The following is a 25,592-nucleotide window of genomic DNA, read 5'->3' on the forward strand; positions in this document are numbered from 1 at the left end:
TGACGCTTACTGTGCCAGCGCCTTGCTCACCTTCTCGAACAGATCCCGCGCCAGCCCGTCCAGGTTGGCCAGGCGGGTCAGCTCGGCGCGAACCAGCGCCTTGCGCCCCTCATCGAGCCGCTTGAACTGGATAAGCGGGGTGATGAGGCGGGACGCCACCTGGGGATTGACCTCGTTGAGCTCGATCAAGAGATCGGTCAGGAAGTGATAGCCGCTGCCATCGGCAGCGTGGAACTGCACCTGGTTGTTCATGGCGAAGCTGCCGATGAGCGCCCGCAGCCGGTTCGGGTTGCGGATGCTGAAGGTCGGGTGCGCCATCGCCTGCTTCACGTCATGGAGCACATCCTTGGCCGGCTTGGCCCCCACCAGCCGCAGCCAGTTGTCCAGTACCAGGCCATCGTGGGCCCACTTGCCTTCGAAGTCGGCCAAGAGCGCGGCGCGGCACGGCAGCAGATGGCTGTTGGCCACCTGGAGCGCCGCCAGGGTGTCGGTCATGTTGTCGGCAGCCCCGTACTGCTCGCGCACCAGAGTATCGGCCTTCGCGGCATCCAGCGCCGCCAGATAACCCAGCACCACACCCTTGAGGGCCCGCTTGGCCATGTCGGCATGGACCACCTGATAAGCCGGCAGACGCAGGCTCTCGTAGCACGCCAGCAGGCGGTCGCCAAAGGCGTGGGCCAGAGCAGTCTGAATGCCGTTGCGCACCTGATGGATGGCGTCGATATCGGCCACCTCGAACAGCTCGGCCAGGGTCGCCTCCCCCGGCAGGGCCAGGATCTCTGCCTTGAGGGCGGGATCCAGTGCAGCCTCGTCCAGAATGGCGACAAAGGCCGCCAGCAGGGTGTGGGAGAGTGCAATCTCCTGCCCTTGCTGCACCCGCGCCACCCCGTCGATCACCGCCTTGTTGATCAGCATCTGGGCCGCATCCCAGCGGGCAAACTCGTTACGGGCATGGCGCATCAGGAAGGCCAGGGCCTCATCGCTGTAGTCATAGTGAAGCTTGACCGGGGCGGAGAAGTCCCGCAGCAGGGAAGGTACTGGCCTGACCGGCACCCGATCGAATTCGAAAGTCTGCTGTGCTTCCAGCACGTCCAGCACATTGCCAATGGCCTTGCCCTGGTATTGCAGCGCAATAACGGCACCCTGCTCATCGTAGAGCTCGATGTCAAGAGGGATATGCAGCGGCAGCTTTTGTGGCTGATCCTGGGTCGGCGGCGTGTGCTGGCTCACGTGCAGACGATAGACACCGCTTTCGGCATCGTATTCGTCGGTCACGGTGAGCTCGGGGGTGCCGGACTGGCTGTACCAGCGGCGGAATCGAGCGAGATCCACCCCGGAGGCATCCTCCATCGCCTGCACGAAGTCGTCGCAGGTGGCGGCAGAGCCGTCGTGACGCTCGAAGTAGAGTCGCATGCCCGCCTGGAAGGCGTCCTCCCCCAGCAGGGTGTGCATCATGCGGATCACTTCAGAGCCCTTCTCGTAGACGGTCAGGGTGTAGAAGTTGTTCATCTCGATCACCACATCCGGGCGGATGGGGTGGGCCATGGGGCCGGCATCTTCGGCAAACTGCGGACCGCGCACGGTGCGCACGTTGTTGATGCGGTTGACGCCGCGCGACCCCAGATCGGAGGAGAACTCCTGATCCCGGAACACCGTCAGCCCCTCTTTGAGGCTTAACTGGAACCAGTCGCGGCAGGTGACGCGGTTGCCGGTCCAGTTGTGGAAGTATTCGTGACCGATCACCCGCTCGATGCCGTGGTAGTCCGCATCGGTGGCAGTGGCCGGGTTGGCCAGCACGAACTTGGAGTTGAAGATGTTGAGCCCCTTGTTCTCCATGGCTCCCATGTTGAAGAAGTCCACCGCCACGATCATGTAGATGTCGAGGTCATACTCGAGGCCGAAACGCTGCTCGTCCCAGCGCATGGAGTTGATGAGGCTCTCCATGGCGAAACCGGCGCGGTCCAGGTTGCCCTTGTCCACGAAGATCTCGAGCGCCACCTGGCGGCCGCTTTTGGTAATGAAGTGGTTGCGCTCCACGTCGAAGTCACCGGCCACCAGGGCAAACAGGTAACTCGGCTTGGGGAAGGGATCCTGCCACTGCACGAAGTGGCGACCGTCGTCCAGATCGCCGCTCGCGACCTTGTTGCCATTGGAGAGCAGATAGGGGTACTTGGCCTTGTCGGCGGTGATGCGGGTACTGTAACGGGCCAGGATGTCCGGCCTGTCCATGTAATAGGTGATACGACGAAAGCCCTCGGCCTCGCACTGGGTGCAATAGGCATCGCCGGATTTGTAGAGCCCCTCCAGCGCCGTGTTGGCGGCGGGATCAATGTCGGTGACCACGGTCAGCACGCACTCGGCCGGCAGGTTGAACAGGGTCAGGCTGCTCTCTCCCTGCTCGTATTGCTGATAGGGCACGCCATCCACGCTGACGCTGACAAGGTCAAGCCCCTCGCCGTCCAGCACCAGGGGTTCGTTGTGATCGCCGCTGCGACGCAAACGGGAGATGGCGGTGACCCGGGTCAGGGGCTCTTGCAGCTGAAAATCGAGATCCAGGCTGTCACACCAATAGAGGGGAGCCTGGTAATCCTGGCGATATTTGGCCGTCATGGCCTGAGGTTGTTCAGTCATTATTGTGTGCTTCCACGCTTTGTTATTGACGTGTCAGAGGCTGTCACAAGGCTCGGACAGGGTCAAATAGTTTGCATTCAGGCAAAAGAAAGGGCGACCCGAGTCGCCCTTGTCATTTCGTTGCCAGCATCAGCTCTTCTTGCTGAGGGTGGCCAGATCCGCCGTGATGTTGGCCGCTTCCACCTGGTATTCGTCAGGTGCCTCGAAATCGGTCGGCAGTTCATCCAGGCTCTTCACCGTCGGCTTGCCAAGACGGGTCAGCCGCTCGTTGGCTCGCGCCAGCGCCTTCTCGTCCTGTTTGGCCTGTTCAGCCAGCCGCTCGGCTTCGTTCAGGGAGACCGACTTCTTGTCCTTGTCCGCCTGATACTCCTTGATGTCCTGCAGCACATAGGCAAATTCCGGATCCTTGGTGATCCGCGCCTCGTGGGCCGCTTTCAGCTTGGGCAACAGGCTGGAAAAGTCCCCCAGTCGCTCGTAGCTGGCCGAGGCGATCTTGTCCCAGGGCAAGGCGTTGAACTCGCGGCTCTCCCCCGTCTCACCCGGCGCCACTGCGGTCGGGAAGGCGATATCGGGTGCAACCCCCTTGTTCTGGGTACTGCCGCCATCGATACGGTAGAACTTGGCGATGGTGTACTGCACGTGACCCAGCGGCTGCTCGTAGAAGTCATAGACCTTTGCGAGGCTGCGATGCTGCTGCACCGTCCCCTTGCCAAACGAGTTTTCGCCGAGGATCAGCGCACGACCATAGTCCTGCATGGCGGCGGCGAAGATCTCGGACGCCGAAGCGCTGTAGCGGTCGATCATCACCGACATGGGGCCACCGTAGTAGACATTGCCGTCGTCGTCACCATTGACGGTGATGCGACCCATGTGATCACGGATCTGCACCACGGGGCCGCTGGCAAAGAAGAGACCGCTCAGGGCGGAAGCTTCCGTCAGGGCACCGCCGCCGTTGCCGCGCAGATCGACGATGAGGCCGTCGATCTTCTGCTTGTTGAGGCTGGAGATCTCCTTGATCACGTCGTCGTGCAGGTTGACGTAGAAGCTCGGGATCTCGAGCACGCCGATCTTCTTGCCCTCGGCGGTGATCACCTTGGACTTGGCGGCTCTGTCTTCCAGACGCACCTTGTCACGCACCAGCTCCACCAGCTCGGTCTTGGCGGTCGCGCCCTTGCCGCGCTGGATCTCCAGCTTCACCTTGCTGCCCTTGGGCCCCTTGATGAGCTCGACCACGTCGTCAAGACGCCAGCCAATGACATCCACAATCTTGCCGTCGTCCTGCCCCACCCCGGTGATCTTGTCATCGGGTTTCAGGTGATTGGACTTGGCCGCCGGACCGCCTGGCACCAGGGAGCGGATGACGGTGAAGTCATCTTCCGCCTGCAGCACGGCACCAATCCCCTCCAGCGAGAGGTTCATCTCGGTGTTGAACCGATCGGCGCTGCGCGGAGACAGATAGCTGGTGTGCGGTTCGATGGCGCGGGCGAAGGAGTTCATGAAGAGCTGGAACACGTCCTCGCTCTCGGTCTGGGACATCCGCTTGATGGCGTTGTTGTAACGCTTGCCAAGCAGCTCCTTGATCTCGGGCCACTCCTTGCCGCTGAGCTTGAGGCTCAGGGCATCGAACTTGACCCGCTGACGCCACAGCTCGTTGAGCTCGGCTTCATCCTTGGGCCAGGGAGCCCCTTCCCGATCGAAGACGTAATTGTCTTTCTGGGTAAAATCGAAGGGAGTGTCAAGCAGTTTGAGGGCGTATTCGAACCGCTCGTACCGCCGCTGCTGACTCAGGTTGAACATCTCGTAGGCCGGAGCCAGCCGCCCTCGCTCGAGGTCGGTGTCAAAACCGGTACGATATTTCTCAAAACGGCTGATGTCAGAGGCCAGAAACAGGTTGCGGCTGTAGTCCAGATTCTCCAGATACTTGTCAAAGATCACGGAGGAAAAGGCGTCGTCCAGCTTGAACTGTTTGTAGTGGGAGCGGGTAAACAGATTGGCAATTCGCTTGCTGGCCGTAGCATGTTGGCTCTCTTGAGCCAACACAGGCAAATCACTTTCCTTGAGCACCGGCTCGATGGCCTGTGCGAGCCCGGCAAGCGCCAGGCTACAGGCAACGAGTGAAAAACGAATCACGCCATGCTTCAACATTCGTCTCCTTAGAGAACCAGATGCTCGAACTTGACCCGCAACATCATGCCGGTCTGCAATTGAACCTGTACGTCATCCTTGGTCACTTCCTTGATGGTCGCAGGCACAGGGGACTTGCCCAGCACGACGCGCACGCCCTGCTCGACTTTCAGAGTAGCGGCATCCACTTTCACCAGCGGCGCATCGGCGACCAGTGCAGCCTTGGGAGCAGGGGCGGACTTGGGCTTGTCGGAGCGGGGAGCGTCAGCCTTGCGCGGCGCGTTGCGACGCGGCTGCTTGGGCTTGTCTTCCTTCTCCTTGGTGTTGGTGCGGCGGCTGGCAAAGACACGTTCCTTGCTCTCCTTGAGCGCCTGTTTGGCATGCTCGATGTGCTCTTCGGTGAGCAGCTCGCCCGGGTTGCCGTCCAGATCGACACGGGCCTGGCCAGCCTTGAGGCCATGCAGGTAACGCCAGCTGGAGGTGTATTGACGCAGAGCAGAGCGCAGCATGGTCTTGGAGACTCTCTCGTCATCAGCAAGACGCGCGGCCAGATCCTGGAAGATGCCAATCTTGAGTGGCTTGGCCTCTCCTTCAGCGATGAAGCAGGCCGGGAATTTCTCGACCAGGTAGGCGACGATCTCTTTACTGTTCTTCAGCTTTTCAGTGTTTTCCATGTATAACCTTGGCTTTCATATAGACGCACGGGCATGCCCGAACACAACAAAGGCCCCATTATAGAGAGCTTGGGACCTTTTGCGAACCATCTAGCAATGACTTAGAGCATGCTTTCCAAAATTTGCACCGTTTCTTCGAGACCAATCCGGTCCTGCTCGTCAAAGCGGTTAAAGATTGGACTGTCGATGTCCAGCACCCCGATGATCTCCCCGCCACGGCGCAGCGGGATCACGATTTCCGAGTTGCTGGCACCGTCGCACGCAATGTGCCCCGCGAACTGGTGCACGTCGTCCACCAGCTGGGTCTTGCCCTCGGCCACCGCAGTGCCACAAACGCCGCGCCCGACCGGGATGCGCACACAGGCCGGCTTGCCCTGGAACGGGCCGAGCACCAGGGTCTCGCCCTGCAGCAGGTAGAAACCAACCCAGTTGATGTCAGCCAGTTCCTGATTGAGCAGGGCAGACAGGTTTGCCAGGGTGGCGATCATGTCGGGTTCGCCCTCCAGCAATGCCTGGGCCTGCTGGTTGAGCGTGCGATAAAATGCTTGTTTTTCAATCATGATTAAATGAACTTCACTCCTTGATAATCAATGCAAGGTACCGTCCTGCCTGAAAATTTCAAATCAATTTTCAATTATCCCCCCTCCTGGGGCCCGATGAGAGTCCGTTCAACGTGCCGCGCCCAACGTCAGTTGATGGCGCTGGCCATTGCTCCACTCGATGGTCAGGAGCCAGTCCATCGCCTCGGTCGTACAACTTCCCACCTGGGTCACCCCTCGCCACCCCGTTTGGTTGGGTTCAAACAGCACGGGGATGAGCCCCATGAACATCTCCTTGCCCTCGAGCCAGGCCTTGACCGGCGTGATGGCCGGCACACCCCCTTGAAGGCGCAGGACAAAGTCATGTTCAGGGCGGATCGGCAAGCCATCGATGCTGACCGTCAGCGGGCGATCCCCGACGATGAGGCGGCAGGGGCTGTGGGACAGATCACAAATCTGAACATTGGTGCCCTCTTCATGGTCGCTTCCAGTGCCTGAAAACCAGGTTCGATAGGCCATCAGGGAGAGCAAAATGACCAGCACCATGGACAGGTGGACGATTTTGCGTGAAGTGAGTCTCTCTTTCATGAAAAAACAGCTCTGTAAGGTACGTTGAAAATGTAATTTTCGTGATCTGGCGCAAGGTAAAAACTGGCGGACATGAGACCCGCTGGAGCCAAATATATCACTGTTTGTACTGTTATTTTACCGGTCATTTCAGTATCATTCTCAATGGATTTTCATTTAACCACCTTTTGCTTTTCCTTTTATTAACAGATGTTAACGAGAGGATTTTGCAAAACCGGGGTGAAAATGGCCCAGGACACCGGGCAACACAAACAACAGCATCGGAAGCGGAATACAACGATGAGCCATACAACAAACCACCCTGAGTACAACTACACCGTTGTGCGCCAGTTCACCGTCATGACGATTGTCTGGGGTATCGTCGGCATGTCGGTGGGTGTATTGATTGCAGCCCAGCTGATCTGGCCTGCCCTCAACTTCGACACCCCCTGGCTGACGTACAGCCGTCTGCGTCCCCTGCATACCAATGCGGTCATCTTCGCATTTGGTTGCAGCGCCCTGATGGCCACCTCCTTCTACGTGGTGCAGCGCACCTGTCAGGTCCGACTGTTTGGTGGTCCCCTCGCCTCCTTCGTGTTCTGGGGCTGGCAGGCGATCATTCTGTCTGCAGCCATCTCGCTGCCGCTGGGGTACACCACCTCCAAAGAGTACGCCGAGCTGGAGTGGCCCATCGACATCGCCATCGCCGTGGTCTGGGTGAGCTATGCCATCGTCTTCTTCGGCACCCTGGTCAAGCGCACCACCTCCCACATCTATGTGGCGAACTGGTTCTTCGGTGCCTTCATCATCACGGTGGCCGTGCTGCACATCGTCAACAACATGGAAGTGCCCCTCTCCGGCATGAAGTCCTACTCCATGTACTCCGGTGCCATGGATGCCATGGTGCAGTGGTGGTATGGCCACAACGCGGTGGGCTTCCTGCTGACGGCGGGCTTCCTTGGCATGATGTACTACTTCGTGCCCAAGCAGGCGGGTCGCCCCGTCTACTCCTACCGCCTCTCCATCGTGCACTTCTGGGCGCTGATCTCCCTCTATATCTGGGCCGGTCCGCACCACCTGCACTATACCGCCCTGCCTGACTGGGCCCAGTCGCTGGGCATGGTGATGTCCCTCATCCTGTTCGTGCCCTCCTGGGGCGGCATGATCAACGGCATCATGACTCTCTCTGGTGCCTGGCATAAGCTGCGTTATGACCCCATTCTGCGCTTCCTGATCGTCTCCCTGTCGTTCTACGGCATGTCGACCTTCGAAGGCCCCATGATGGCGATCAAGACCGTCAACGCCCTCTCCCACTACACCGACTGGACTATCGGTCACGTTCACTCCGGTGCCCTGGGCTGGGTTGCCATGGTGTCCATCGGTGCCGTCTACCACCTGATCCCGAACCTGTTCGGGCAGGGGCGCATGTACAGCATCAAGCTCATCAACGTCCACTTCTGGCTGGCCACCGTGGGCACCGTGCTCTATATCGTCGCCATGTGGATTTCCGGTGTGATGCAGGGCCTGATGTGGCGTGCGGTCAACGACGACGGCACCCTGACCTACAGCTTCGTGGAGGCGCTGCAAGCTTCCTATCCCTTCTACTTCGTGCGCTTCCTGGGTGGCTGCTTCTTCGTCACCGGCATGCTGCTGATGGCCTACAACGCCTACCGCACCGTCACTGCGCCCAAGGGTTCCCTGGAACCCGTCGCACAGCCAGCCTGATTTGAAGGGGTTTAAAGCATGAGCAACAACAACCGTCACGAGATTTTTGAAAAAAGCGTCCCCATGCTGGTCATTGGCATCATCTTCGCCATCAGCCTGGGGGGCCTGGTGGAAATCACCCCCCTGTTCTTCCAGAAGCAGACCAACGAGCCGGTGGAGGGCCTCAAGCCCTACACCGCCCTGCAGATGGAAGGACGCGACATCTACATCCGCGAAGGCTGCACCGTCTGCCACAGCCAGATGATCCGCCCGTTCCGCGCCGAGACCGAACGCTACGGCCACTACTCGGTTGCCGGCGAGAGCGTGTGGGAGCACCCCTTCCTGTGGGGCTCCAAGCGTACCGGCCCGGATCTGGCCCGGGTCGGCGGCCGCTACTCCGATGACTGGCATCGCGCCCACCTCATCAACCCGCGTGACGTGGTGCCCGAGTCCAACATGCCGGCCTTCCCCTGGCTCGAGACCAATGTGCTGAGCGGCGAGCTGACCGGCAAAAAGCTGGCTCTGTTCCGGGATCACTTCGGCGTGCCCTATACCGATGCCGACATCGCCGGTGCCGGTGAGGCCGTCAAGGGCAAGACCGAGCTGGATGCGCTGATCGCCTATCTGCAATCACTGGGCCATGCCCTGAAATAAGGAGTCGGGATATGGATTACGGCACATTTCGCGGCCTGTACACCCTGCTGCTGATGGTCATCATGATTGGCATCATCGTCTGGGCCTACAGCAAGCGCCGCAAGGCTTCTTTCGACGAGGCCGCCAACCTGGTTTTTGCCGATGACGAGCAACCCAGTGCTGATAACAAGAACGCAGGAGCGAAGCAATAATGAGCACTCTGTTTAGCATTTTTGTGACCGTCATAAGCCTTGGCACCATTCTCGGCTGCTTCCTGCTGCTGGCCTGGTGCATGAAGGACAAGATGGGAGCCGAAGAGGGCAAACCCATGGGTCACACCTTCGACGGCATCGAGGAGATCAACAATCCCCTGCCGAAGTGGTGGTCCTATATGTTCCTCTTCTTCATCGTCACCGGGCTCATCTACCTGCTCGCCTTCCCGGGCCTTGGCAACTTCAAGGGTCTGCTGGGCTGGCAGAGCTCCAACCAGGATGTGCGTTCCCTGGCCGAGTCCAAGGCGGCGGCCGAGTCTGCCAAGGCCGAAGGACGCGCGGTGGAATACGACCGGGAACTCGCCAAGGCTGACGAGATCTACGGCGCCAAGTTCCGCGAGCTGACCTATCAGGCTGACGGCAAGAGCTACAAGGAGATCACCGAGATCGCCAAGGATCCGGAAGCCCTGAAGGTGGGTCAGCGCCTGTTCCTGCAAAACTGTTCCCAGTGTCATGGCTCCGATGCCCGTGGTGGCCGAGGTTTCCCGAACCTGACCGACAGCGAATGGCAGTGGGGCGGCGCACCCGACCAGATCAAGACCACCATCATGGGCGGTCGTCAGGGGATCATGGCCGCCTGGGGCGAGATCCTGGGTCAGGACGGGGTGAAGGAGGTGGCTTCCTATGTGCTGAGCCTCTCCGGTCGCAAGGTTGATCTGGTGGAAGCCAAGAAAGGGGAAGCACGCTTTGCCATGTGCGCCGCCTGCCACGGCCCGGATGCCAAGGGCGGCATCGCCTTTGGCGCACCGGATCTCACCAACAACATCTGGCTCTATGGCGGCTCCCGTCAGGTGGTCGAACAGACCATCACCCACGGGCGCCACGGCGTGATGCCGGCCTGGAAGGACATTCTGGGGGAAGACAAGGTACACCTGCTCGCTTCCTACGTTTACAGCTTGTCCCACAACGATCGGCAGAATCAGCAGTAACATGTGATAAGCACGTGATTAATCAGCAAAAAGCCTCGACTCTTCGAGGCTTTTTGTTATCTTGTGTTGGCTGAATTACCGCCATTTCGTTAACCATTTGTTTCGGTAGCATCATGACCCAACCCTGGTATCGCCAATTCTGGCCCTGGTTCATCATCGCCCTCCCCTGCGCCGCCGTGGTAGGCAGCATCGCCACCGCCATCATTGCCAGCAAGGATGGGGTCAACCTGGTAGCGGAGGACTACTACAAGCAGGGCAAGGAGATTAACCAGGATCTCAGCAAGTTCGATCGCGCCGAGGCGCTCGGCATCCTTATCGCCCTCAATGTCAGCGACAAAGAGCTGACCTTGACTCCCCTGGCAGGGAAGATCCCACCAGGACAAGCACTGCACCTCTCCCTGTTTCATCCCACGTTGGCGGGCCTGGACAGCGAACATCTGCTGACGGCCGATGGCAAGGGAGTCTATCGCCTGATGCTGGACAAGCCCCTCACCGGCAAGTGGCACGTGCGGGTCGATGCCTTCAACCATGAATGGCGCCTCCAGGAGACGGCACAACTGCCGACTCAGGCAGCGATTGAGCTCGATCCCAAGGGACGTTGAATCACGAAGGCAGGGTGATCGGCACGCCGGTCAGCCGCCCTTCTCCCCGACCCGGCCTGCAGGGCTGCATCAAAGAGGGATGATCACCATGACCGGCTGTTTTCACTGTGGTGAACCGGTTCCCACTGGCAGTAACTTTACTCTCGAGATCAAAGGCATCGTTCAGCCGATGTGCTGCCCTGGCTGCCAGGCCGTGGCACAGACCATTCTCGAATGCGGCCTCGCCAGTTATTACGAACACCGCACCGCTCCCGGCATCAAGGGGGAGCTGGTGCCCGAAGAGCTCGCCGCCCTCACCCACTACGATCTGGCGGAGGTGCAGCAGGAGTTCGTCACCGACACCGGTACGGGTCGCGAAACTACGCGCGAGATCCAGCTGACGGTGGAAGGCTTGACCTGCGCCGCCTGTGCCTGGCTCATCGAGCGGCACCTGATGACCCTGCGCGGTCTGCGTTACATCAACGTCAATACCACCACCCATCGCGCCCGCATCAAGTGGGATCCGGCCCAGCTCTCTTTGAGCGACATTCTCAAGGGCTTTGCCAGGGTCGGCTATCGCGCCTATCCCTTCCAGACTCATCAGCAGGAAGCACTCTACGCCAAAGAGGTGCGCAGCTACATGTTCCGCATGGCGCTGGCCGGGCTTGGCTCCATGCAGGTGATGATGTGCGCCGTGGCACTCTACATGGACCTCTTCATCAGCGTGGAAGAGGAGTTCATGATCTACTTCAAGTGGATAAGCCTCCTGCTCTCCACCCCCATCATGATCTACTCGGCCCAGCCTTTTTACGTGGGGGCATGGCGCAGCCTGAAGCAGGGCCACCTCTCCATGGATGTCTCGGTGTCGCTGGCACTGATCGGCGCCTTCGTCGCCTCCATCTGGGCCACGGTCTTCAACACGGGTGAGGTCTATTACGACTCCATCACCATGTTCGTCTTCTTCCTGCTGTTGGGCCGTCTGCTGGAACTGCGAGCGAGGCGCAAGGCGTCGGAGTCGAGCTCCAACCTGGCGCGCCTGGTACCCATCATGGCAACCCGCATCGATGATGACGGCGAACACGAGGTGGCCGCCAAGACGCTGCGAGTCGGAGACAGGGTGCGGGTACTCGCGGGGGCCACCCTGCCAGCCGACGGCATCGTCACCCTGGGCCAGGCCAGCCTCAACGAATCCATGCTGACTGGTGAACAGTTGCCCCTGCTCAAACAGGCCGGGGATCCCGTCTATGCAGGCACCATCAACACCGATGCCCCCCTGGAGATCCGGGTCAGCCATTCCATTGAAGAGTCGCGTCTCGCCCAGATCATGCGCCTGCAGGATCATGCTCTGGACGACAAGCCCGCCATCGCCCAACTGGCGGACGTGCTGTCGCGCCACTTTATCCTGGTGCTCCTGATCATTGCGGCTGCGGTCTGGACCTTCTGGCATTTTCATGAGCCCGAGCGGGCCTTCTGGGTCACCCTGGCGGTGCTGGTGGCGACCTGTCCCTGCGCCCTCTCGCTGGCCACCCCGACCGCACTGACCTCGGCCACTGCCAACCTGACCCGCAGCGGCATCCTGCTGCGCCGCGGCCACGTGCTGGACATTCTGACCCGGGCCAACCGCATCGTGATGGACAAGACGGGGACCCTGACCACGGGCAACATCAGCCTGGTGAGCACCCAGCCCCTCGGCGAGCTCGACGCAGCCCGCTGCCTCGCCCTCGCCCAGGCCCTGGAGACCTACTCCGAGCACCCCATCGCCCGTGCGTTTCGAAGCAAACCACTGGCGGACGGGGTGCCGCTCGCCGCCAGCGACGTCACCCCCGTCATCGGCCACGGCGTGCAGGGAGTGATTGAGGGCAAGCATTACCGCATCGGCAGTGCACGCTGGCTCGAACTGGCGCAAGAAGAGAATGCCGCTCAAGGGCTGGCCATCTATCTGGCCGATGAGCACGGACTGCTGGCCCGTTTCATCCTGGCCGACACGCTGCGCCCCGATGTCGGTGCACTGATCCAAGCCTTCAAGGAGGCAGGCCTGCAAACCACCATTCTCACCGGCGACGGTTCGGACCAGGCGGACATGCTGGCCCGCGAGCTGGGGGTCGATGAGCTGGTAAAAGGGGTCACCCCGGACGGCAAGCTGGCCTATCTCAAGGCCCGGGAAGCGGCCGGGGATATCAGCATCATGGTGGGAGATGGCATCAACGACGCCCCTGTGCTGGCCGGTGCTCACGCTTCTTTTGCCATGGCGGGGGGAACGGATCTTGCCAAGAATAGCGCCGACGCCATCCTGCTGGCCGACGATCTCTCCCGTCTGCTGGCCGCCCGGGCCCTGGCCCTGCGCACTCGCAAGATCATCAAGGAGAACTTTGCCTGGTCCATCGGCTACAACCTGCTTGTGCTGCCGCTGGCGGCCAGTGGCTGGCTCCCCCCTTATCTGGCGGCTGCTGGCATGTCCCTGAGCTCCCTCATCGTGGTCACCAACTCCATGCGGCTCAACCGGTGAGCAGCCGTCTGGCATCCTCCCGGGTGGCGGCACCTCTTGCCTCGCCGGGTTATCATCCCCCTTTCACCACAGGGTCCGCGCCATGAACATCATCTTCGTCCTCATCCCCATCGCCATCCTGTTCGTTGTCATTGCAGGAGCCGTCTTCTTCTGGGCCATCCGCTCCGAGCAGTTCGAGGATCTCGACAGGCAGGGCTCCAACATCCTGTTTGACGAGGAGCAGCGCCCCTTGCCCTCCCCTGAACAACACGCAGAACAGGAAAGCAGGCCTCATGACCAGCAACCTTGACCTCATGGGCGCCCTGCTGGTCGGGCTTGCCGGTGCCGGCCACTGTATCGGCATGTGCGGCGGCGTGTCCGCAGCGCTCTCCATGGCCATACCTACCGAGAAGCAGCATTTTTGGGGCAGGCTCGGTTATCTGCTCAACTACAACCTGGGGCGCATCCTGAGCTATGTGCTGGCGGGCGCGCTGGTGGGCGGCTTGCTCGCCACCACCACGGAGATAGGCGCTGGCAAACACGCCCTGGCATGGCTTCGCCTCATCGCAGCCCTGCTGATGATAGCGCTCGGCCTCTACTTGGCTGGCTGGTGGCATGGCGTCTTGCTGCTCGAGCGCATCGGTGCGAAGTTCTGGCCTCTCATCAAGCCGCTGGCAGGCAGGTTTCTCCCGTTTACATCAGCCTGGCAGGCCCTCCCCTTTGGCATGATATGGGGCTGGCTCCCTTGCGGTCTCGTCTACTCCATGCTGACCTGGAGCGCTGCTGCAGGCTCCGCGAGTGGCGGGGCACTCATCATGCTCTTTTTCGGCCTCGGCACCCTGCCGACCCTGTTTGCGCTGGGGGGGCTGGCAGACCGATTACGCTACTGGCTCACCCTGCGCAGCCTGCGCCTTGGGGGCGCCTTGCTGCTTATTGCCTACGGGATCCACACCCTCTGGATCGGGATGGCGTCCTTTTGAAACCCTATCCAAAACGGATGAGATGGTGGTAAACTTGTTTGATATAAATCAATTATTCATTTGAGCCTATGATCCCGGACAAGAAACCTGGCAGACGTATTCAGAGCGGTGGCTGTGCAATTCATTGCCAGGATTGCAGCATCAGCCAGCTCTGCATCCCCTTCACCCTGAACGACAACGAGCTTGATCAGCTCGACAGCATTATCGAGCGCAAAAAGCCGATCCAGAAGGGTGAAGAGTTGTTCAAGGCCGGCGACGAGCTCAAGTCGCTCTATGCCATACGTTCCGGGACCATCAAGTCATACACCATCACCGAACAGGGTGACGAACAGATCACCGCCTTCCACCTCGCCGGTGATCTGGTCGGTTTCGACGCCATCCACAAGCAGGCCCACCCCTCCTTCGCCCAGGCGCTGGAAACCGCCATGGTGTGCGAGATCCCGTTCGATGTGCTCGACGACCTCTCTGGCAAGATGCCCAAACTGCGCCAGCAGATCATGCGACTGATGAGCAACGAGATCATGGGCGACCAGGAGATGATACTGCTGCTCTCCAAAAAGAACGCCGAAGAGCGCCTCGCTGCCTTCCTGCACAATCTCTCGGTTCGTTTCTCCGAGCGCGGCTTCTCCGCCAAGGAGTTCCGCCTCTCCATGACCCGTGGGGACATCGGCAACTACCTCGGTCTCACCGTCGAGACCATCAGCCGCCTGCTGGGCCGTTTCCAGAAATCCGGTCTCATCAGCGTCAAAGGCAAATACATTACTGTACTGGACAACGTTGCCTTGGGCGTCATGGCCGGAGCCACTCGTCCTCCCTGCGGTTAATCCCCGTTTATTCCCTCTTTTGCCGGATCGGATCACCCTGAAATTTGATCCGGCACACCTTCCCGTCTCCCCCCTTGGACTAAGCTGTAATAGCTAAAGAGTTGCCATCATTGGCCTTTTTGCCAAGGAGGAGAACATGGTCAAGTACCGAAACATTCTGGTGGTGATCAATCCCGAGGAGGAGCGCCAGATCGCGCTCGAGCGCGCGGTCAAGGTCGCCGAGCTGGATGAGGGCGCCCAGCTGACCCTGCTCCTGACGATTTACGACTTCTCTTACGAGATGACCGCCATGCTCTCGGCAGACGAGCGGGAAGAGATGCGCCATGGTGTCATCGCCCAGCGTCGGGAGTGGCTCGACGAGATCCTCACTCCCTATCGGGCCAGAGGGCTGGAATGCGAAGTGAAAGTGCTCTGGCACAACCGTCCCTTCGAGTGCGTCATTCAGGAAGTGCTGGAACAGCGTCACGATCTGGTCGTCAAGGCGACTCACAAGCACTCCTTCCTGCAAACCTTCATCTTCACCCCCACCGACTGGCACCTGCTGCGCAAATGCCCCTGTCCGGTTCTGCTGGTAAAAGAAGGGCACTGGCAACGGGGGGGCAACCTGATTGCCGCCATCAACTGCTCGAGCGATGACAAGGAGCAGAAGGTGCTCAACGAGCGGATCACCCGCGAGGGGATCGCCATCGCCGAGCTGCTTGGTGCCAGTCTCTATCTGGTCAACACCTACCCGGGCACCCCGGTCAATGTCGCCATCGAACTGCCAGAGTTCGATCCCAACGCCTACAACGATGCCATTCGCAAACACCATGAAGATCTGCTGCGGGAGCATGCCGATCAGTTCGGCATCAACCACATGTGGACCAAGGTGGCGGAAGGCTTGCCGGAGGAGGTGCTGCCGGACATGGCGGACGATCTGAATGCCACCCTGATGATCATGGGATGCGTCGGCCGTACCGGCCTCTCTGCCGCCCTGCTTGGCAACACCGCCGAGCACGTGGTGGACAGGCTCAACTGCGACATTCTCATCCTCAAACCCGACGATTACAGCTGCCCTGTGGATGACAGGCGTCATCCTGCATAAGCGTTTCTTGCCCTCCCCCGGGACATGGCTATAATAAGCCGCTTATTTTTGTCCCGGGTTTGAGGCCATGCTAGAAGAGCTTAACGCCAAAGAGAAATACAGTTTCAACAAGCTGCAGAAACGCCTGCGGCGCAACGTGGGCCAGGCCATCGCCGACTTCAACATGATTGAAGAGGGTGACAAGATCATGGTCTGCCTGTCTGGCGGCAAGGACAGCTTTGCCATGCTCGACATCCTGATGAGCCTGAAGGCCAGCGCCCCCATCCATTTCGATCTGGTGGCCGTCAACCTGGATCAGAAGCAACCCGGCTTCCCCGAGCACGTGCTGCCCGAATACCTGAGCACTCTCGGCATCGACTTCAAGATCGTGGAAGAAGATACCTACTCCATCGTCAAGGAGAAGGTACCGGAGGGCAAGACCACCTGCGCGCTCTGCTCCCGCCTGCGCCGCGGCATTCTGTATCGCACCGCCCAGGAGCTGGGTTGCACCAAGATCGCCCTTGGCCATCACCGTGACGACATCCTCGAGACTCTGTTCCTCAACATGTTCTACGGTGGCAAGCTCAAATCCATGCCCCCCAAGCTGGTGAGCGACGATGGCAAGAACGTGGTGATCCGCCCCCTGGCCTACTGCAAGGAGAAAGATCTGGTGCGCTATGCCGAGGTCAAGGCCTTCCCCATCATCCCCTGCAACCTGTGCGGCTCCCAGGAGAACCTGCAGCGCCAGGCCATCAAACAGATGATGCAGGAGTGGGATCGCCGCTTCCCGGGTCGTCTCGAAACCATGTTCACCGCCATTCAGGACGTGATCCCAAGCCACCTGCTCGATCACCAGCTGTTTGACTTCAAGAGCATCAACCGCGACTCCGGCATCATCGACGGTGGCGACAAGGCATTTGATCCGCCCGAGCTGCCCAAGGCGCCGCTGCTGGACATCGACGAGATGGACATGCTGGACGTGATTGAGGTGCGCTAAGCCCCGTCACCCACAAAAAAGGAGCGCCAGGCGCTCCTTTTCTCATTCTGGCAATCTGCGGACTCGGGTCGCTACCCCTTGTGCAGCCAGGGGGTCAGGCGCAGGATCTCCCCTTGCAGTTGCAGCTTGCCCTGGGCAAACCCCTTCAGTTGCGCATTGCTGAGCAGCAGTTGCCCCTGCTGCCAGGAGACGGCCTCCTGACGGGCCCCCTCCACAAGGTAGGCTGTGCCTGCGGGCGCCACCATGGAGATCCGCACCCCTTCCATCTTGGGCAGGAAATACTGGCCGACCATGCCAGCCATCTTGTCGAGCAATCGCTGCATCTGCTGCTGGCGCGAGACGAGCTCGGCCAGCGGCACCTCGGGTGTGGCGGGGGCGTCGGCCATCACCTGTACCGACAGATCGCAGGCGGCGTGGGCCTCGGTGAGCCCCACCACCACGATCGCCTTGTCGAGGTTGAGATCTTCGTCATAGGGCAGACGCAGTTCGCCATCCACCGTGACCTCGGCGGGCACATCCCTGTCCGGGGTCGAGACCCGGGCCGAGGTGAGCCCGCAGCGCCGACCGTTCTGTTGACTGGCCAGATAAAAGCCCAGTCTGGCGTGGCCAAATTCCCCCTTGGCGAAGGTCTTCATCTGGCTGTAGAAGGTGCCGTAGTCGAGTTCAAGGGACGGCTCAGCCTGTCCCAGCATGGGTACCAGCAGGAGCGCCGCCATCCCGTATCGCTTGTTCATATGCCATCCTTTTGCATCATGTTCCGGGCGGGTCGACACCGGCTGATCCCCTGGTATCCCGTTATGCGTTGAAATGATCCGGGCCCTGCCCGTCGTTGCCACTGGCAACCTCGGTCACTTCGACTGCCACCCCACACAGCTCCCGGTAGAGAATGCCCTTGCAGTTGAAGTAGAGCGGCGCCACCCAGATAAGTCCCAGCCCCATGGGGATGAGCGCCAGGAAGAAGAGTGCCAGCATGACCCCGTGCAGCAGCACTATGCTGGGCCATCCCCGGGCAAAGAGCTTGAGGGAGACCAGAATGGCCTGAGCCGGGGAAAGACCGCGCTCCAGCACCAGAGGTACGGTAAACACCAGCCCCATGCCCACCAGGGCGGAAGGGATGAAGGCCAGCATCACCGGCACACCCAGCAGCTCGAACAGGGGGCCAAACAGGCTGGTGATGAGGCTGCCGAGCAGACTCAGGCTGCCCAGGCGCAGGAAGTGGCGGAAGAAGTCGAATACCTGGCTCGGCCGGGCGCGCACCCCCACCGACTGCTGCAACCCCAGCATGTCGAGGGAGGAGGTCATGGGTGACATGATCACCGTGACCAGCAGGCTCAGGATCAGGGCCATATCCATATCCCCTCCTTCACGGGCGACATAGGGTGTCAGCAAGGTATTGCTCAGCAGGATCCAGATTGCCATGACCCCGGCGATGGCCAGCGCCAATCCGAAACCGGTGCGACGAGTCTGTTGCCACCCCTCTTTCAACACCCCTTGCAGGTCCAGACGATATCCCTGGCTGAGGGACTGTTCGAGGGTTCCACCGATCCGCATTCTATTACTCAATTGACTGTCCAACATTCACTGACGACTGATCCAAGGTGGCACATTATAGCGGTTTGAACCGGCATGCGTAGCCGTTTTTCCTGTTATCTTCCGTTCAGAAAGCCATTGATACCAAAGGCCTTGCAGCCCTTCTTGATGAGGTTCCCCTCACCCTTGGCCCCTCTGTCCAACGGGAGTAGGATGATGGCACGCGCTGGCGGACGAGATGTCCACTGGCTTTTCTCTCTCACACAAGGAAAACGGTCATGTCCGAACTGACGCTCTATCTTGCCCCGGGTACCTGTGCCATGGCGGTGCGCATCGCTCTGGTGGAGGCCGGTGCCCCTCACCTTGTCAAGCGCCTGGATCTGGCCGCTGGTGAACAGCGCAGCCCTGACTACCTCGCCATCAATCCCAAGGGGCGAGTCCCGGCACTGGTGACGGAGCATGGCGTGCTGACCGAAACACCGGCTCTGCTGCTCTACGTTGCCCAGCGTTTTCCTAACGCCGGGCTGGCCCCATTGGATGACCCCTTCCTCCTGGCCAGGATGCAGGAGGTACACAGTTTCCTCGTCTCCACCGTCCATGTCGCCCATGCCCATGGACGCCGTCCCGGCCGCTGGGCCGACGATCAACAGGCCATGGCTGCCATGCAGGCCAAGATGCCCCAGAACATGCGCGATGGCTTTGACCAGATTGAGCGCCACTATCTGGCCGGCCCCTGGGTACTGGGGGAGCGCTTCAGCCTGGCCGACATCTACCTCTTCGTGATTGCAGGCTGGCTCGAGAGCGACGGGGTTGCCATCAGCGAGTTTCCCAAGGTGGCGGATCACTATCAGCGCATGCTGGCCCGCCCCGCAGTGCAGGCGGCGCTCGCCCTCTGATCTCCTCGCGCCGGGTACGCCTTTTTGTACGGGCAACATCCGGCGACGCCTCTCAGACGGGTGCTCTTCTGGCACCCGTTTCTTCTGAAATTGCCCTGTCACTGAGATCGTTTTCACATTTTCGTCATCACTGCCTAGACCCGTTAACGGTTAACACCTATCTTTCGCCCTAATGACGCAACCGGTTGCGTAACCGATTGCCCAACTCAATATCCATATGCGGTCCCAGGCCGCCGAGGTGCTGTATGAAACGAGGCAAGCTGCTCAATGCTCCCTTAAGCGCGCTGGTCGCGCAGATGGGCCACACCGACGAGATCACCGTCTGCGACGCTGGCCTGCCCATTCCGGCAGGCCCCGAGCGCATCGATCTGGCGCTGATGGCGGGGACGCCGAGCCTTGAAACCGTGCTGACCGCCCTACTCACCGATCTGGTGGTGGAGAAGGTGATCATGGCAAGCGAGATCAAGGCGATCAGCCCCGCCACCCATCAGGCGCTGGTGGATCAGCTGGAGGCGCACGCCGCGGCTCAAGGCAAGCCCATCACCATCGAGTACTGCCTGCACGAAGCGTTCAAGGCTCGCTCCCGCCAGAGCAAGGCGATCGTGCGCAGCGGCGAGGTGACTCCCTACGCCAACCTGATCCTCTGCGCCGGTGTGGCGTTCTGAATTCTTCAAAGAAGGCCTCTTCAAGGAAGCTGCAAATGAGCACAACCTCCCCCCTCTCACCCATTCTGGAGCTGACCGGGATCGTCAAGACCTTCCCCGGGGTACGCGCCCTCGACGAAGCGGGTCTTCGGGTCTATCCGGGCCAGGTGATGGCCCTGCTCGGCGAAAACGGCGCTGGCAAGTCGACCCTGATGAAGGTGCTGACCGGCATCTACCAGGCCGATTCGGGCAGCATCAGCTATCGCGGCCAGCCGGTTCACTTCAAGGGCCCCCGCGACTCCCAGGATCAGGGGATCAGCATCATCCACCAGGAGCTGAACCTGCTGCCGGAATTGTCGATTGCCGCCAACATCTTCCTCGGCCGCGAACCCCGTACCCGTTTTGGCAGCATCGACCACAAACAGCTGCGCGAACGAGCAAGCACCCTGCTGGCACGGCTTGGCGTCAAACACGGCCCGGATACCCGGCTCGGGGATCTCTCCATCGGTGAACAGCAGATGGTGGAGATAGCCAAGGCGCTGTCGTTCGATGCCAGCGTCATCATCATGGACGAGCCCACCGATGCCCTCACCGACACCGAGACCGAGCAGCTCTTCACCGTCATTCGCGAACTGCGCGAGCAGGGCTGCGGCATCGTCTACATCTCCCATCGCTTGAAGGAGATCTTCGAAATCTGCGATCGGGTAACCGTGCTGCGGGATGGCAAGTGGATCGGCGAGCAGGCGGTGAGCGATCTCGACGAAGACAGGATCATCGAGATGATGGTGGGTCGCCGGCTGGAAGAGCAGTACCCGCGCCTCGCCCGCGATCTCGGCCCCGTCAGCCTGCAGGTGAAGGATTTGGCCGGCCCCGGCGTGCGCGGGGTGAGCTTCTCCCTGCGTCAGGGTGAAATTCTGGGCTTCAGCGGCCTGATGGGCTCCGGCCGCACCGAGCTAATGAAGCTTATCTACGGTGCCAGCCCCATCAGCGCTGGCCAGGTGACGGTGGATGGCCACGCCCTGGTCCCCAAGAGCCCGGCCGATGGTCTGGCCGCCGGCATCGCCTATATCTCCGAGGATCGCAAGGGCGACGGCCTGGTGCTGGAGCTGTCGGTGCGCGAAAACATGAGCCTGTGCGCCCTCGGCGAGTTCATTCGTGGCGGCAAGATTGACGGCAAGGCCGAGCGCCAGGCGGTAGGGGACTATGTGCGTCTGTTCAACATCAAGACCCCGAGTCAGGATCAGCTGATAAAACTGCTCTCCGGCGGCAACCAGCAGAAGGTGGCCATCGCCAAGGGGCTGCTGACCCGGCCCAAGGTGCTGATCCTGGATGAGCCGACCCGCGGCGTCGATGTCGGCGCCAAGAAGGAGATCTATCAGCTCATCAACCAGTTCAAGAAGGAGGGGATGAGCATCATCCTGGTCTCCTCCGAAATGCCGGAAGTGCTCGGCATGAGTGATCGCATCCTGGTGATGCACGAAGGGCGCATCAGCGCAGAATTCAACACCCGCGATGCCAATCAGGAGAAGCTGATGGCAGCGGCAGTCGGTAAACAGTGGCAAGCAGAGCAAGAGGCAGCACAATGACAACCCAAACCCTTTCCCGCCGCGGCGTCATGAGCAAGGCCTGGTGGATCGAGAACAAGTCCCTGGTCGCGCTGCTGGTGCTGATCGGCGTGGTCTCCTTCCTGAGCCCCAACTTCTTCACCGCTGACAACCTGCTCAACATCCTGCGCCAGACATCGGTCAACGCCATCATGGCGGTCGGCATGACGCTGGTCATCCTCACCGCCGGCATCGATCTGTCGGTCGGCTCGGTACTGGCTCTGTGCGGCGCCCTGGCCGCCACCATGGTGGCCATGGAGCTGCCCATCGGCCTGGTGATCCCCCTCACCCTGGGTGCCGGCGCCCTGCTTGGCAGCATCAGCGGCCTCATCATCGCCAAGGGCAAGGTACAGGCGTTCATCGCCACCCTGGTCACCATGACCGCCCTGCGCGGCGTCACCATGGTCTACACCGAGGGGCGCCCCATCTCCACCGGCTTCAGTGACGGCGCCGATCACTTCGCCTGGCTCGGGACCGGCTACCTGCTGGGTCTGCCAGTGCCCATCTGGCTGATGGCCATCGTCTTCCTGCTGGCCTGGTACCTGCTCAATCACACTCGCCTGGGCCGCTACATCTATGCCCTCGGCGGCAACGAATCGGCCACCCGCCTCTCCGGTATCAATGTGGATCGGGTCAAGCTCGCGGTGTATGGTCTGTGCGGCATGCTGTCGGCACTGGCCGGGCTCATCGTCACATCCCGTCTCTCGTCCGCCCAGCCCACTGCTGGCATGGGGTACGAGCTGGATGCCATCGCCGCCGTGGTGCTGGGGGGCACCAGCCTGATGGGGGGCAAGGGCCGCATCATGGGAACCCTGATCGGTGCCCTCATCATCGGCTTCCTCAACAATGCCCTCAACCTGCTCGACGTCAGCTCCTATTACCAGATGATCGCCAAGGCCAGCGTGATCCTGCTTGCCGTGATGATCGATAACAAAAGCAATAAATAACAACCCAAACCAGCCACACACAAGGAATGAAATGATGAAAAAGCTCAATACCCTGCTCGCCGCCGCCATCATGTCCGTGCTGGGCACTGCCCAGGCAGCTGATCACACCCTGGCGATGGTGGTCTCCACCCTCAACAACCCCTTCTTCGTCACCATGAAGGAAGGGGCGGAAGCCAAGGCCAAGGAGCTTGGCTACGAGCTGGTGGTGCTGGACTCCCAGAACGACCCGGCCAAGGAGCTCTCCAACGTGGAAGATCTCGCCGTGCGCAAGGTCAACGCCATCCTGATCAACCCGACCGACTCCGAAGCGGTGGGCAACGCCATTCGCCTGGCCAACAAGGCGAACATCCCGGTGCTGACCCTGGACCGCGGCGCAGCCCAGGGTGACGTCAAGGCCCACATCGCCTCCGACAACGTGGCCGGTGGCAAGCTGGCTGGCGACTTCATCGCCGAGAAGCTGGGCAGCGGCGCCAAGGTGATCCAGCTGGAAGGGATCGCCGGTACCTCCGCCGCCCGTGATCGCGGCGAAGGCTTCGCCCTGGCGGTCACCGCCAACAAGCTGCAGGTGCTGGCCTCCCAGCCCGCCGACTTTGACCGCACCAAGGGTCTGAACGTCATGGAGAACCTGCTGGCCGCCCATCCGACCGTGCAGGCAGTGTTCGCCCAGAACGACGAGATGGCGCTGGGTGCCATCCGCGCCGTGCAGGCCGCCGGCAAAGAGGTGATGATCGTCGGCTTTGACGGCACCGACGATGGCAAAGCCGCCGTGGCCAAGGGTAAACTGGCCGCCACCGTGGCCCAGCAGCCCGCCCTCATCGGCGCCATCGGCGTGGAAACCGCCGACAAGGTGCTCAAGGGTCAACCGGTGGAAAAATCCATCCCGGTACCGCTGCAAATCGTCAACAAGTAAGTTGTTGGGGGAGGTTCGCCTCCCCTCTCTTTTTCCGCCAGTGCCGCCTGGTCTGGGCCCACCCAGACCAGGATGTACTCAACCAAGGGTGATAGGAATGAATCGTCTCGTAGTCCTCGGCAGCGTGAATGCGGATCATGTGCTGCGCGTCCCCCACTTTCCCCGCCCCGGTGAAACTCTGACCGGCCACAGCTATCAAGTGGTGCCCGGCGGCAAGGGCGCCAACCAGGCGGTGGCCGCCGCCCGCCTCGGTGCCCCAGTCTCCTTCATCGCCCGCATCGGTGATGATGCCATCGGCCACCAGATGAAAACCGGGTTTGCCAACGACGGCATCGATGTCAGCGCCGTCGAACTCGACCCCAGGCTCCCCACCGGCATCGCCATCATCTATGTGAGCGACGAGGGGGAGAACAGCATCGGCATCTCCGCCGAAGCCAACGGCGCCCTCACCCCGGCCGTGGTGCAAGGTCACGAGGCGATGATCGCCGCCGCCCACACCCTGCTGCTGCAACTGGAAGTGCCGCTCGAGAGCGTGCAGGAAGCTGCCCGTCTGGCCCGTGCCCACGGCACCCGGGTGGTGCTCAACCCCGCCCCCGCGCGCCCGCTCTCAAGGGATCTGCTGGCGCTGGTGGACCTCATCACCCCCAACCAGACCGAGGCCGAGCTGCTGACCGGCATCAAGGTGACGGACGAAGCGAGCGCCCGTGAGGCTGCCGCCCGCTTCCACCAGATGGGCATCGGTGAGGTGATGATCACCCTGGGGTCTCAAGGGGTTTATTGCAGCAAGGGGCAGCAACAGGCGCTCATGCCGGGTTTTCGGGTCAAGGCGGTGGATACCACGGCGGCCGGGGATACCTTCAACGGCGCCTTCCTGGCGGCCGAGCTCGCCGGCGCCGACTTTGACGCGGCCGTACGCTTTGCCCACGGCGCGGCGGCACTCTCCGTCACCCGGTTTGGTGCCCAGAGCTCCATTCCGAGCAAGCAGGAGGTCGATGCCTTCCTCCTTGAACAAACTGCACAGGGGCACTGATGGCCAATATCAAGGAGGTGGCCGCGCTGGCAGGGGTGTCGACCACCACCGTCTCCCACGTCATCAACGAGACCCGCTTCGTGGCCGAAGAGACCCGGGAGCGGGTCTTCGCCGCCATGCGCGATCTCAACTATGCCCCGAGCCTGGTGGCCCGCAGCCTCAAGGTAAAGGAGACCAACAGCATCGGCATGCTGGTCACCACCTCCAGCAACCCCTTCTTCGCCGAGGTGGTGCGCGGGGTGGAGCGCTACTGCTTCGAGCAGGGTTACAACCTGATGCTGGGCAACACCGAAGGACAGGCCGAGACGGCGCTCTCCTACCTCAAGATGATGCTCAGGAAACGGGTCGACGGCCTGCTCATCATGTGCAGTGAAGGGCAGCAGGAGGTGTTCAACCAGCTCGACTGGCTCAAGAGCCTGCCGGTCGTGGTGATGGACTGGGGCATGGAGAACGGCGAGGTGGATCTCATCGCCGACAACTCTCATCGCGGCGGCTACCTGGCAACCCGCCACCTGCTGGGGCTGGGTCACACTGCCATCGGTTGCATCACGGGCCCCCACAGCCGCGCCCCGGCCAACCAGCGCCAGGCGGGTTTCGAGCAGGCGATGCAGGAGGCCGGGCTCACCGTCAATCCGGGCTGGATCCAGGAGGGAGACTTTGACTGCGCCAGCGGCGCCGCCGCCATGACCCGCCTGCTGGCACTGCCAGAGCGTCCCACCGCGCTGTTTGTCTGCAACGACATGATGGCCATGGGGGTCATCAGTGCCGCCCATCAGGCGGGGCTGGTGATCCCCCGCGATCTCTCCATCGTCGGCTATGACAACGTGGCGCTGGCCCAGTTCATGTCTCCCCCGCTCACCACGGTCAATCAACCGAAAGAGGAGCTGGGCCGCCTCGCCGTCACCCGGCTGTTGGCGCGCATCAACGGCGAGCCCATCGCGAACCGCATGATCACCGTGGACCCGGACCTGGTGATCAGACACTCCTGCGCTCCCTTTTCCTCACCGGACAGCAAACCAGTTTAAGTG

At 61.2% G+C, this 25,592-nt stretch carries 25 protein-coding genes; 18 read left to right on the forward strand and 7 right to left on the reverse strand.

Annotated elements, in window-relative coordinates:
- Nucleotides 1–6: 6 nt before the first annotated feature.
- The 5 genes from pepN to H7R73_RS12070 form a co-directional block, all read right to left on the reverse strand.
- A complete protein-coding gene (gene pepN, locus H7R73_RS12050; RefSeq protein WP_103260137.1) occupies nucleotides 7–2,631 on the reverse strand; it encodes an aminopeptidase N in 2,625 nt (874 codons plus the stop codon).
- Nucleotides 2,632–2,760: 129 nt separating this feature from the next.
- On the reverse strand, nucleotides 2,761–4,776 hold the full coding sequence (gene prc, locus H7R73_RS12055; protein ID WP_041211433.1) for a carboxy terminal-processing peptidase: 2,016 nt from the start codon (nucleotides 4,774–4,776) through the stop codon (nucleotides 2,761–2,763).
- 8 nt (nucleotides 4,777–4,784) lie between these two features.
- On the reverse strand, nucleotides 4,785–5,429 hold the full coding sequence (gene proQ / locus H7R73_RS12060; RefSeq protein ID WP_103260138.1) for an RNA chaperone ProQ: 645 nt from the start codon (nucleotides 5,427–5,429) through the stop codon (nucleotides 4,785–4,787).
- 101 nt (nucleotides 5,430–5,530) lie between these two features.
- On the reverse strand, nucleotides 5,531–5,989 hold the full coding sequence (locus tag H7R73_RS12065; protein WP_010674771.1) for a GAF domain-containing protein: 459 nt from the start codon (nucleotides 5,987–5,989) through the stop codon (nucleotides 5,531–5,533).
- Between the two features lie 108 nt (nucleotides 5,990–6,097).
- The gene (locus H7R73_RS12070) at nucleotides 6,098–6,556 is read right to left on the reverse strand and encodes a hypothetical protein (RefSeq protein WP_103260139.1); all 459 of its coding nucleotides are present in this window, start codon (nucleotides 6,554–6,556) and stop codon (nucleotides 6,098–6,100) included.
- Nucleotides 6,557–6,835: 279 nt separating this feature from the next.
- Between H7R73_RS12070 and ccoN the strand changes: the two genes are divergently transcribed.
- The 11 genes from ccoN (at nucleotide 6,836) to ttcA (ending at nucleotide 17,003) form a co-directional block, all read left to right on the forward strand.
- Nucleotides 6,836–8,260, forward strand: coding sequence for a cytochrome-c oxidase, cbb3-type subunit I (ccoN, locus tag H7R73_RS12075; RefSeq protein WP_010674773.1), 1,425 nt, complete (start codon nucleotides 6,836–6,838; stop codon nucleotides 8,258–8,260).
- Nucleotides 8,261–8,278: 18 nt separating this feature from the next.
- Complete coding sequence (gene ccoO, locus H7R73_RS12080) at nucleotides 8,279–8,893, forward strand: cytochrome-c oxidase, cbb3-type subunit II (protein ID WP_010674774.1); 615 nt, start codon at nucleotides 8,279–8,281, stop codon at nucleotides 8,891–8,893.
- An 11-nt stretch (nucleotides 8,894–8,904) separates the two neighbouring features.
- A complete protein-coding gene (locus tag H7R73_RS12085; RefSeq protein ID WP_010674775.1) occupies nucleotides 8,905–9,084 on the forward strand; it encodes a CcoQ/FixQ family Cbb3-type cytochrome c oxidase assembly chaperone in 180 nt (59 codons plus the stop codon).
- The gene (gene ccoP / locus H7R73_RS12090) at nucleotides 9,084–10,073 is read left to right on the forward strand and encodes a cytochrome-c oxidase, cbb3-type subunit III (protein ID WP_039040785.1); all 990 of its coding nucleotides are present in this window, start codon (nucleotides 9,084–9,086) and stop codon (nucleotides 10,071–10,073) included. The genes H7R73_RS12085 and ccoP overlap by 1 nt, the downstream gene beginning before the upstream one ends.
- A gap of 113 nt (nucleotides 10,074–10,186) precedes the next feature.
- On the forward strand, nucleotides 10,187–10,675 hold the full coding sequence (locus H7R73_RS12095; protein WP_103260140.1) for a FixH family protein: 489 nt from the start codon (nucleotides 10,187–10,189) through the stop codon (nucleotides 10,673–10,675).
- A gap of 88 nt (nucleotides 10,676–10,763) precedes the next feature.
- Complete coding sequence (locus tag H7R73_RS12100) at nucleotides 10,764–13,160, forward strand: heavy metal translocating P-type ATPase (RefSeq protein ID WP_103261133.1); 2,397 nt, start codon at nucleotides 10,764–10,766, stop codon at nucleotides 13,158–13,160.
- 82 nt (nucleotides 13,161–13,242) lie between these two features.
- On the forward strand, nucleotides 13,243–13,449 hold the full coding sequence (gene ccoS / locus H7R73_RS12105) for a cbb3-type cytochrome oxidase assembly protein CcoS (RefSeq protein WP_103260141.1): 207 nt from the start codon (nucleotides 13,243–13,245) through the stop codon (nucleotides 13,447–13,449).
- Complete coding sequence (locus H7R73_RS12110) at nucleotides 13,433–14,119, forward strand: sulfite exporter TauE/SafE family protein (protein ID WP_103260142.1); 687 nt, start codon at nucleotides 13,433–13,435, stop codon at nucleotides 14,117–14,119. The genes ccoS and H7R73_RS12110 overlap by 17 nt, the downstream gene beginning before the upstream one ends.
- Nucleotides 14,120–14,187: 68 nt before the next feature.
- Nucleotides 14,188–14,943, forward strand: coding sequence for an FNR family transcription factor (locus H7R73_RS12115; RefSeq protein ID WP_041215139.1), 756 nt, complete (start codon nucleotides 14,188–14,190; stop codon nucleotides 14,941–14,943).
- Nucleotides 14,944–15,079: 136 nt separating this feature from the next.
- Entirely contained in the window at nucleotides 15,080–16,027 is a 948-nt protein-coding gene (uspE, locus tag H7R73_RS12120; protein WP_039040780.1) for a universal stress protein UspE, read from the forward strand.
- 67 nt (nucleotides 16,028–16,094) lie between these two features.
- Entirely contained in the window at nucleotides 16,095–17,003 is a 909-nt protein-coding gene (gene ttcA, locus H7R73_RS12125) for a tRNA 2-thiocytidine(32) synthetase TtcA (RefSeq protein ID WP_010674783.1), read from the forward strand.
- A gap of 71 nt (nucleotides 17,004–17,074) precedes the next feature.
- On the opposite strand, the gene H7R73_RS12130 is transcribed toward ttcA, so the two are convergent.
- Nucleotides 17,075–17,737, reverse strand: a complete 663-nt coding sequence (locus tag H7R73_RS12130) for a DUF2987 domain-containing protein (RefSeq protein WP_010674784.1) — start codon at nucleotides 17,735–17,737, stop codon at nucleotides 17,075–17,077.
- A gap of 61 nt (nucleotides 17,738–17,798) precedes the next feature.
- Nucleotides 17,799–18,554, reverse strand: a complete 756-nt coding sequence (locus H7R73_RS12135; protein WP_182951137.1) for a hypothetical protein — start codon at nucleotides 18,552–18,554, stop codon at nucleotides 17,799–17,801.
- Between the two features lie 257 nt (nucleotides 18,555–18,811).
- Here H7R73_RS12135 and H7R73_RS12140 point away from each other — a divergent pair, with 257 nt between their 5' ends.
- The 7 genes from H7R73_RS12140 (at nucleotide 18,812) to H7R73_RS12170 (ending at nucleotide 25,589) form a co-directional block, all read left to right on the forward strand.
- Entirely contained in the window at nucleotides 18,812–19,429 is a 618-nt protein-coding gene (locus H7R73_RS12140; protein ID WP_103260144.1) for a glutathione S-transferase family protein, read from the forward strand.
- Nucleotides 19,430–19,674: 245 nt separating this feature from the next.
- Complete coding sequence (gene rbsD / locus H7R73_RS12145; protein WP_048207718.1) at nucleotides 19,675–20,094, forward strand: D-ribose pyranase; 420 nt, start codon at nucleotides 19,675–19,677, stop codon at nucleotides 20,092–20,094.
- A 35-nt stretch (nucleotides 20,095–20,129) separates the two neighbouring features.
- On the forward strand, nucleotides 20,130–21,659 hold the full coding sequence (rbsA, locus tag H7R73_RS12150; protein ID WP_103260145.1) for a ribose ABC transporter ATP-binding protein RbsA: 1,530 nt from the start codon (nucleotides 20,130–20,132) through the stop codon (nucleotides 21,657–21,659).
- Nucleotides 21,656–22,624, forward strand: coding sequence for a ribose ABC transporter permease (gene rbsC, locus H7R73_RS12155; protein WP_103260146.1), 969 nt, complete (start codon nucleotides 21,656–21,658; stop codon nucleotides 22,622–22,624). The genes rbsA and rbsC overlap by 4 nt, the downstream gene beginning before the upstream one ends.
- Nucleotides 22,625–22,658: 34 nt before the next feature.
- Complete coding sequence (gene rbsB / locus H7R73_RS12160) at nucleotides 22,659–23,534, forward strand: ribose ABC transporter substrate-binding protein RbsB (protein ID WP_103260147.1); 876 nt, start codon at nucleotides 22,659–22,661, stop codon at nucleotides 23,532–23,534.
- Nucleotides 23,535–23,631: 97 nt separating this feature from the next.
- Nucleotides 23,632–24,564: a ribokinase gene (rbsK, locus tag H7R73_RS12165; RefSeq protein WP_103260148.1), complete on the forward strand. Its 933-nt coding sequence runs from the start codon at nucleotides 23,632–23,634 to the stop codon at nucleotides 24,562–24,564.
- On the forward strand, nucleotides 24,564–25,589 hold the full coding sequence (locus tag H7R73_RS12170) for a substrate-binding domain-containing protein (RefSeq protein ID WP_041211440.1): 1,026 nt from the start codon (nucleotides 24,564–24,566) through the stop codon (nucleotides 25,587–25,589). The genes rbsK and H7R73_RS12170 overlap by 1 nt, the downstream gene beginning before the upstream one ends.
- Nucleotides 25,590–25,592 lie beyond the last annotated feature (3 nt).

The organism is Aeromonas sp. WP2-W18-CRE-05, assembly GCF_014168615.1.
Taxonomy (GTDB): domain Bacteria; phylum Pseudomonadota; class Gammaproteobacteria; order Enterobacterales; family Aeromonadaceae; genus Aeromonas; species Aeromonas caviae.